Source organism: Allosphingosinicella sp., assembly GCF_036387215.1.
Lineage (GTDB): Bacteria > Pseudomonadota > Alphaproteobacteria > Sphingomonadales > Sphingomonadaceae > Allosphingosinicella.
In genome coordinates, this window is the sequence record NZ_DASVUE010000105.1 from 1 (window position 1) to 7790 (window position 7790).

Here is a 7790-nt window from a genome sequence, read left to right on the forward strand (position 1 = left end):
GCCGGCCTCGGCGAGGAGACCGAATACGAATTGCCGATGACCCAGGAGCAGATCGCCGACTGCACCGGCCTCACGGCCGTTCACGTCAACCGCACCCTCAAGGCCCTGGAAGCCGAACAGCTGATCACCCGGCGGAGCAGCCGCACCGTCACGATCGGCGACTGGAAGAAGCTTGCGGATGCCGGCGATTTCGACAGCACCTACCTTCACCTGCACCCCAGCGAGCCGGCGCTCCAATAGGCGGTTTTGCAGGCGCTGCGATCTGCCGGCCCGCTTGCAAGTGAAAGCGCCAGCCTCCAAAGGCTCCAAATGGACCTAGCGTCCTCCGCAATCGGCAATTTCCACGCGGCGGTTCTGAGGCTCCGGGCCGTCCGTCTCCACAATGAGACGCGTTTCTCCCATGGGGACTATGATGAGGTCGCGGGACCGCATTCCCCTAGCCCTCAATGCCGCCTTGACGGCATCTGCCCGCCTTTTGGACAAACTGCGGTTGTAGCTTGGGGAGCCGGGGGCGTCGGCGTGACCTACCAGCGTCAGCGGCGACCTCAGATGCTCTTTCACCGCAACCATGTTCTCGATGATCCGCTGCGATCCGTCAGTCAGCGCCGCGCTTCCGAAATCGAAGAAAATTATAAAGGGATCGCAAGTCGCAGGCGGAGGTGGAGGCACGGTGGCTTGCGCAACAGCAATCCCCAGCAGCGCGGATATCATGTTCCCTCAACACAAACGCGACTTCACCCTGATCATGTATCCAAAGCAGGACATGGGCAATGGGTGGAAGGCGGACGGTTATTGGAATAGACGGGGAAGTTGTGGTGCACGCGAACTCGACCAGCCAATGACTGCCAACGTTCAAGCGCTCAACGAACGTGAAAAGGAGACGCTGCGGCTTCTGCTTCAAGGCCACGACGCAAAGTCGATTGCGCGCGATCTTGGCATCTCAGTTCACACGGTGAATGAGCGGTTGCGCGCGTCGCGCCGTAAACTGGGTGTTGCAAGCAGCCGAGAGGCCGCGCGGACCTTGGCACGCTTCGAGCAGGGAACACACAATTCTTCTGTAGGCAAAGGATTTGGGGTCGCCGGAGACCACGCCCAGGAGAACAAGGGACACCGCCCCGATGGACCGAGGGGTGTGAAGCACCCAGCCGTCCTGGCTATTGGAGGAACGGTGATCATGTCGCTCATTATCGCAGCAGCTATGCTCACATGGCTCGCGCCAGGAAGCACAGAGGTGGGTCCCTTGCCCAACTGGAGCACGGCAACGACTGTTCCAGCAGGGAATACGGAGTCCACGAACATTGTTCAACTGGACGGTAATCGCTTGCTGTGGAACGGTAAGGAAGCGTCTGAAGCCACAGTGACCGAGTTCCTCGCGGTCACCCGCCAGATGCATCCACAACCGGTGTTGATCCTTAGCTACACTGCGCAAACGCCCGCCAAGCGCGTCCAACGGGTAAGGTCGCTGGTCGACAACGCGATCCAGTGCAAACCGGGTAAATGCCTCGAAATCGCCAGCTAGGGTTGGTCGAATGCCCTTCGTTGGCTGGCTAAATGCCCACCCCGGCATCCGCTCTGGACGATCGCCACGAATTCACGAGCGATGCGGGCGCGGGAGAGCGGACGCAGTGGGCCCAGACATCAGGTGCGTCCGTTATTCGCGAGGCGCCATCGTTGGGCGTGAGACCGGTGAAGCGGCGGAACACGGTGGTGAAATGGGCCTGCGTCTGGAAGCCGACGCTGAGCGCCACTTCAGCCAGCGGCATGCCCGAACGGCGAAGCAGGTCCTGAGCCCGTTCGACCCGTGATCGAAGCAGATATTCATGCGGCCGGAGCCCGGTGGCGGCTCGGAATTGCGCCGCGAAGTGCATGCGGCTCAACCCGGCTGCAGCCGCGAGATCCTCGAGACGGACGGTTTCGGCGAGGTGGGCATGGACGAATTCGTACGTGCGCGTCAGGCGCCACTTGATGAGGCCGGCTGCTTCGTCCTGCCCCCGCCGGCGGCCGTTCGAATAGACGTCCAGGAGCCGGGCGAGAATCGCACCGCAAAGGCCGTCGGCATAGATCCGGGCCACGTCCGCGCCGATGTCGGGAGCGCTGAGGAGAGCCGTGCCGAGGCGCTCCAGGGCGGCGTCATAGGCCGGGCCCCGGCTGAACAGCTCGATGCCCGGCGGGGCGGACCGATCATAGGCTTCCTCGTAGCAGTCGATCAGCAATCTGCGCGGTACGAACAGGTGCAGCTGATCGTACCGCCCAAGCTGCTCGATGCGCGCACCCTGGACGGGCGGAGTGATCTGGACCCAGCCGGGCAACGCCCGCCCCCGCATTGCCAGACGCTGCCCGACGTAAAGGGCGCCCTGGGTCTGCCGGAGCGGAAAACCGATGGTGAAGCGATCCGGGTCGCCGCTCCACTCATGTTCCTCGATCGCATCCCCTCCGCCCCTCCAACGGCCGACCACCAGCCGCTTGGAATCGTGAAGGCGGGACGGCAGGGAACGCCAGGCGGGCTCTTCCTGAATGCCGGGCTCGCTGACGCTCTCCAGGCGCTCCGAGGGCCCGCTCACCTGCATGCGGATCGGGATCCAAGCGCCGAACTGCCGCCCGTCCGGGCGGTTCTGCGGCGCTCAGCAGCAAGTCGGCCGGGTGCAGGCATGTCCGCATCCCCTCCCCAGCCCCTGATGTACATCAAGCCGGCGCATTCGTCGCCGGTTTTAAGATGCCCGATCCTGCCCCGGCTGCGCTCCGGCGGATGGTTATGCGATCGCGCCGAGAAGAACCGTTTGCGCTGGCTCCATCCGGGCCGCGACCTCAAGGGGAACGCCGAGTCGCAGGAGCATGTCAACGACCGGGTGGAAAGACAGTGTGACTGCGCCCCTATCGTTCTCGCGAACCAGCAGGCGGAGCGGCAGGTCAAGCGCCGCGGCCGAGCTCGCCATCATGACGAGCGTACCCTTGGCCGGATTGCCGTAGAGCAGGACCATGGTCGGCGGGATGTGAAGACCGACTGCCTTGGCAGCGGCGCAATGATCGATGCGCGAGAAGACCGACATGCCCGCTTTCTCGATTGCATCGGCGAGCCGCTCGACCGTCTCGTCGAACCTGAATCTGCTCGCCTGTACGAACAGCGGCGAGGGCTCACATTTCTCCACGGCCTTTCTCCCTCCGACGGCTACGGGTGGTTCAGCTGGACCAGAAGCCGGCAACCAGGGTCAGCGTCAGCAGGATCAGGAGGATGTTGACCGCGCGGAGCAAAGGCTGCGGCACGGTCCGGCTGGCCGACTGCGCCTGCGCTCCGAAATACTTGCGGTCGCACCATATGCCTGCCGCGAAGCAGAAGACCGCCAGTGCCAGAAGCGCCGCGCTGACGAGCTCCATCGACCAGGCCGGGATCCGGCCTCCGACCAGCGCCTGGGCGCCGATGCCGCCGCCCAACGCCGCGAGCCCGGTCCGCAGCCAGGCGGCATAGGTCCGTTCGTAGGCAAGGATGGTGCGATCGGCGCTGAAGACGAGCTGCACGTCCTCGCGGGAACCACGAAGGGCTGGATCTTCGGCCACTCGCCCCTCCTCCGGCGCCGTCTGGAGCATCAGGCGCTTAACGCCTCCCACAGCCCCTGGATTTCGTAATCGCACTGCTTCGGTGCAGGGCTGGCGGTCCGTGGGCGTGCGAATCCGAAATATGGACGCCGTCCGATTGCGCTATCGCACGGTGCTACAGCTGCCGGCCGCAATGGACCGATCACCGCCCGGAGCGGACTTCCTGCACAACCGGCGCAGCCACGTTGAAGAGGGAGCGGATGTGGTGGTTGAGACAGCGGCAACCAGCTTACGACCGCGGCGGAGCCTTCACGCGCTGCCGACCCCCGCCATCCTCTTTGTGCTGACTGGTCTTCTGCTGATCGGTGCATCGCCGGCCTATCAGCATGACGACGGGACCTTCGGCGATGCGATGGAGGCGGCGATGCATCGGATGCATCGCGACATGCAGGTCCCGTCCAGCGGCAGCGTCGACCGGGACTTTGCCGCCATGATGATCCCCCATCATCGCGCCGCCGTCGAGATGGCCGAGCTCCAGCTTCGCTACGGCGCGGACCAACGCCTGCGGCGCCTCGCCCAAGGGATCATCGTCGAGCAGAAGCAGGAGATTGCGGTGATGGAGGAGGTTCTGGCGGCGCTACCATCCGGGCCGCTGCAAGGCCGCGAAAGCAATGCGGGCGGCGGGACGGACCTCAAATGATGCGACGATCGATCCTGTCGCTCGCGCTCGCAGCGTCTGCCGCGGGCGGCGCAGCTGCCCAGCAAGTTCCGAACGCGGCGCGCAACGTTCCGATCAGCAGCCGCGACCGTTTCTACACGAGCGACCAATTCTCCAACACCGTCTCCGTCGTCGATCCGTCGACCAACAGGCTGGTCGGGCTGATCAGGCTCGGCGACGTCACTCCCGCAAATGTCAGCCCGCTCTACCGCGGGCAGTTGCTCGTGCAGGGCATGGGTTTCTCACCGAACCGGGCGACGCTCGCGGTGGTTTCGATCGGTTCCAGCTCGGTGACGTTCATCGACACCGCAACCAATTCGGTGAAGGCGACGACCTATGTTGGGCGCTCGCCGCACGAAGCATTTTTCCGGCCTGACGGGCGTGAAGTGTGGGTGAGCGTCCGGGGCGAAGACTATATCGCCGTGCTCGACGGCAGAAACTATCGCGAGATCGGCAGGATAAAGGTGCCGAACGGCCCAGGCATGACGATCTTCTCCCCGGACGGGCGCTACGGCTATGTCTGTTCGAGCTTCTCCCCGGAAACGGTCGTCATCGCGACCCGATCCCGCCGCATCGTCGGCCGGGTCCGGCAGGAAAGCCCCTTTTGCCCGGACATCGCCGCTACACCCGACGGCCGGCAGGTATGGCTCACGCTGAAGGATGTCGGCCGGGTGATGGTTTTCGACGCCCGCCCGCCATTTTCGATCCTGCGTTCGATCGACACCGGGCCGGTCACCAATCACGTCAACATCGTCAACAATGCCAACGGGCAGTTCGCCTATGTGACGGTCGCCACGCAGAATGTGGTGAAGGTCTACCGAACGAGCGACTTCGAGCAGGTTGCGAGCATTGCTGTAGGATCGGTGCCGCACGGATTGTGGCCCTCCGGCGATGGAACGCGCATCTATGTCGGCCTCGAGAATGGCGACGGCGTTGCGGCGATCGACACGCTGCAGAACCGGGTGATCGCGACCATCCCGATCGGCCAGGGTCCACAGGGCGTCGCCTATGTTCCCAACGCCGTTCCAAGCGGCGCCGGCGCCGGCAACCTGGTGCCGCGCGACGAGGCGGTTGGAAGCAGCAGCCTCACGCTCAGCGGCAGCGGCAGGACCCAGGTGTCGCTGTTCAACCAGGGCCCCGTGCAGATACTGCAGGCGGTGGCGGCCGGCCTGACGCCGGGCGCGCACTACATCCTGGCGATGTCGAGCAGAGCGGACGGCAGCGGCCCGCTCGAGCCGCTGGCGACCTTCGCTGCAAATCCCGCCGGATCGGCCGTGGTGAACACGGTTGGCCCAATTCGGCAGGTCGTGAGCGCGGCCGCGCCCGCCGACCGCCGCTTCCTCGTAATCGCATCCGGAACCCCGGCTCAGCCGGGCGCGGTGGTGCAGGTCCAGGACGGGCCCTGAAAGACACGGAAGAACCTCGCGGGAGTGCAAATGGTTTCGCTGAAGCCCGACACCGTCCGCAGGCGCTTTAACCGCAGTGCCGACGCGGCGCTTGCTTCGGCCGCGCTCAGTTCGCGGGCAATCGGTGGGCGGCGAAGATCGCGATGCTTTCGGCGGTGCCGGGGTCGCGGTTGGCGAGCACGACGATTGTCACTCCGCTCTTGAGGAAGTGCTGCAGCGAACCGCTGATCCCCGGGAAGCCGCCGCCATGCCCGATGAAACGCCCGACCTCCGGCAGCGTCCCGCCGAAATCGAATGCGGCGAACTGCCCGTCGGCGGTCCTGACGCCGCCGTCGATCAGCTTCCGCAGCGTCCCGGCACGGAGGAGCCGGTGGGACGTCAGGCCGTCCACGAACCGGTTGAAATCCCCGACCGTGGAATAACCGCCGCCGGCAGAGGTGCCGTTCAGGGGAAGCAGATCGTCCGCGCTCTTCATCCGGGCCCCCGTCCCCGTATAGCCGACGGCGCGGCGCGGCAGCTTCTCGCTCTCCGGCCGGTTGCCCGTTGAGGCCATGCCGGCGGGCTTGAAGATGTTGCGCTGGATGTACTGATCGTAGGTGAGGCCGGAGACCTGCTCCACGATCCGCCCGAGCAGGATGAAGCCGTAATTGCTGTACGCGTACCGGCTTCCGGGCTCGAACTCGGGCGCTCGGCTGCCGTGGAGGCCGACATAATCCTTCGTGCTGCTGAGGGACGCCTTGCGCCGCTCGAAGTCGGGCCCGAAAATATCGCCCGTCCCTCCCGTATGGCTGAGGAGGTTGGCGACGGTCACCTTGGCCGCCACGTCCCGGTTCGGGTAATCGGGTAGATAGCGTCCGATCGGCGCATCGAGGGCGACCCTGCCCTTCTCGGCCAGCTGCATGATCGCGACCGCGGTGACCATCTTTCCCATCGATCCGAAGCGGAACTGCGTATCGGGGCGGTTCGGCTTGCGGCGCGCGCGATCCGCCAGGCCATAGGCCTTGTGGAGCAACACGCGCCCCTTGTGCGCCACCAGGATAGCGCCGGAAAACTGATCCTTCGCCGCCCGGCTCGCCGCGCGCGCCTCGACGGCCTGGGCGAGGACGGGGAGCGCGAGCTTGGGCGGCCGGGCGGCGCCGGGCGGAACCTCGTCCGTTGCCGAGTGGAACAGCAATCGGGGCTTGTCTGCCTCGGTGGCTCCCGGCTTGAGCCGCATGAAGGCGTAGGTGTCGAAGTTGGGATCGAACATCCAAAGCTCCACGCCCTCGGCGTCGGCCGACTTCACCCCGCACAATGTGAAGCCGCGCAGGAAGTCCCGCAAATCCAGCCACCGCTCCGGGGGATCGGGCAGCAGAGGCCCGCGCTCTTCGACGAAGCGGATATAGGCGGCATCATCCGCCGCGTTGATCCGGTCGAACCACTCCTTCGCCGAGCGCACCACCGCCGCCGTCGCCAGCGACGCCGAGCCATCCGCCAAGGTCGCCTTTCCGCAGATGTCAGCCGACGGTGAGGCCGCCGCCGTCGTCGCGATCGACGCGCAGATGAGAGCCGCCGCCAATCGCCCAACCTTGTTCATGCCGCATCCTCAGGCCGTGCCGTTGATCCAGAGCGGGAGTGCTCACGCAAGGACGATCCGACCTGCCGATACATCCTCGGGGTTCGAAAGCTGGACGAATGGCGGCTTCAGGGCAAGCGCCCGGGGATGAGCGTAGGATGGCAGGCGGACGACGCGTTCAAAATCATCGCTGATGCCGCGAGCGGAATATGTCGTCGATGCTACTCTGTAAGGCGAGAGAATGCCCGATGGTCGCGAATATAGTCGCCCTGGACGCCTCAGGCGCTGCCGAATGAGGCATGAGCAGCAAGGCTGTGACGAGCGATAACATGGGCTTTCATCACATACCTGATACATGTCCGCAACGGGTTGGAAGCGGACGTTGCGCCTCGTGCACTTTATCGGCTCGGGACGCACGGCGGGCGGCCGCTCGTGTCACGCGATCAGCGGCACTCGACTTGCGGCGACTTCAGCGGCTGCTCGATGCAGGTCGCGCCGCCGACGACATCGACCCGGCCGCTGCCGGCGAGCGAGATTCGGGCGTTACGGGAGACATCGGCATGGATCGAGCCGGCCCCGC

General features: G+C 65.3%; 9 protein-coding genes. 4 read left to right on the plus strand and 5 right to left on the minus strand.

The features are described from left to right. On the plus strand, nucleotides 1–240 hold a 240-nt coding region (locus tag VF662_RS04525), incomplete at its 5' end, for a replication/maintenance protein RepL (RefSeq protein WP_464138172.1). A gap of 75 nt (nucleotides 241–315) precedes the next feature. On the opposite strand, the gene VF662_RS04530 is transcribed toward VF662_RS04525, so the two are convergent. Beyond that, on the minus strand, nucleotides 316–711 hold the full coding sequence (locus VF662_RS04530; RefSeq protein ID WP_464138174.1) for an OmpA family protein: 396 nt from the start codon (nucleotides 709–711) through the stop codon (nucleotides 316–318). Nucleotides 712–838: 127 nt separating this feature from the next. Between VF662_RS04530 and VF662_RS04535 the strand changes: the two genes are divergently transcribed. Continuing rightward, a complete protein-coding gene (locus VF662_RS04535; RefSeq protein ID WP_464138197.1) occupies nucleotides 839–1519 on the plus strand; it encodes a LuxR C-terminal-related transcriptional regulator in 681 nt (226 codons plus the stop codon). 28 nt (nucleotides 1520–1547) lie between these two features. On the opposite strand, the gene VF662_RS04540 is transcribed toward VF662_RS04535, so the two are convergent. The 3 genes from VF662_RS04540 to VF662_RS04550 form a co-directional block, all read right to left on the minus strand. Further along, entirely contained in the window at nucleotides 1548–2561 is a 1014-nt protein-coding gene (locus VF662_RS04540) for a helix-turn-helix domain-containing protein (protein WP_464138177.1), read from the minus strand. A gap of 189 nt (nucleotides 2562–2750) precedes the next feature. After that, nucleotides 2751–3146, minus strand: coding sequence for a DUF302 domain-containing protein (locus VF662_RS04545; RefSeq protein ID WP_464138180.1), 396 nt, complete (start codon nucleotides 3144–3146; stop codon nucleotides 2751–2753). A 31-nt stretch (nucleotides 3147–3177) separates the two neighbouring features. Beyond that, nucleotides 3178–3552 (minus strand): DUF202 domain-containing protein, encoded by a 375-nt coding sequence (locus VF662_RS04550; protein ID WP_464138183.1) that lies wholly within the window; start codon nucleotides 3550–3552, stop codon nucleotides 3178–3180. 244 nt (nucleotides 3553–3796) lie between these two features. Here VF662_RS04550 and VF662_RS04555 point away from each other — a divergent pair, with 244 nt between their 5' ends. Then, nucleotides 3797–4231 (plus strand): DUF305 domain-containing protein, encoded by a 435-nt coding sequence (locus VF662_RS04555; RefSeq protein WP_464138187.1) that lies wholly within the window; start codon nucleotides 3797–3799, stop codon nucleotides 4229–4231. Continuing rightward, nucleotides 4228–5655, plus strand: coding sequence for a YncE family protein (locus VF662_RS04560; RefSeq protein WP_464138191.1), 1428 nt, complete (start codon nucleotides 4228–4230; stop codon nucleotides 5653–5655). Before VF662_RS04555 ends, VF662_RS04560 begins: the two co-directional genes overlap by 4 nt. Before the next feature lie 106 nt (nucleotides 5656–5761). Here VF662_RS04560 and VF662_RS04565 read toward each other — a convergent pair whose 3' ends face one another. Beyond that, the gene (locus VF662_RS04565; RefSeq protein ID WP_464138195.1) at nucleotides 5762–7231 is read right to left on the minus strand and encodes a serine hydrolase domain-containing protein; all 1470 of its coding nucleotides are present in this window, start codon (nucleotides 7229–7231) and stop codon (nucleotides 5762–5764) included. Between the last annotated feature and the right edge of the window lie 559 nt (nucleotides 7232–7790).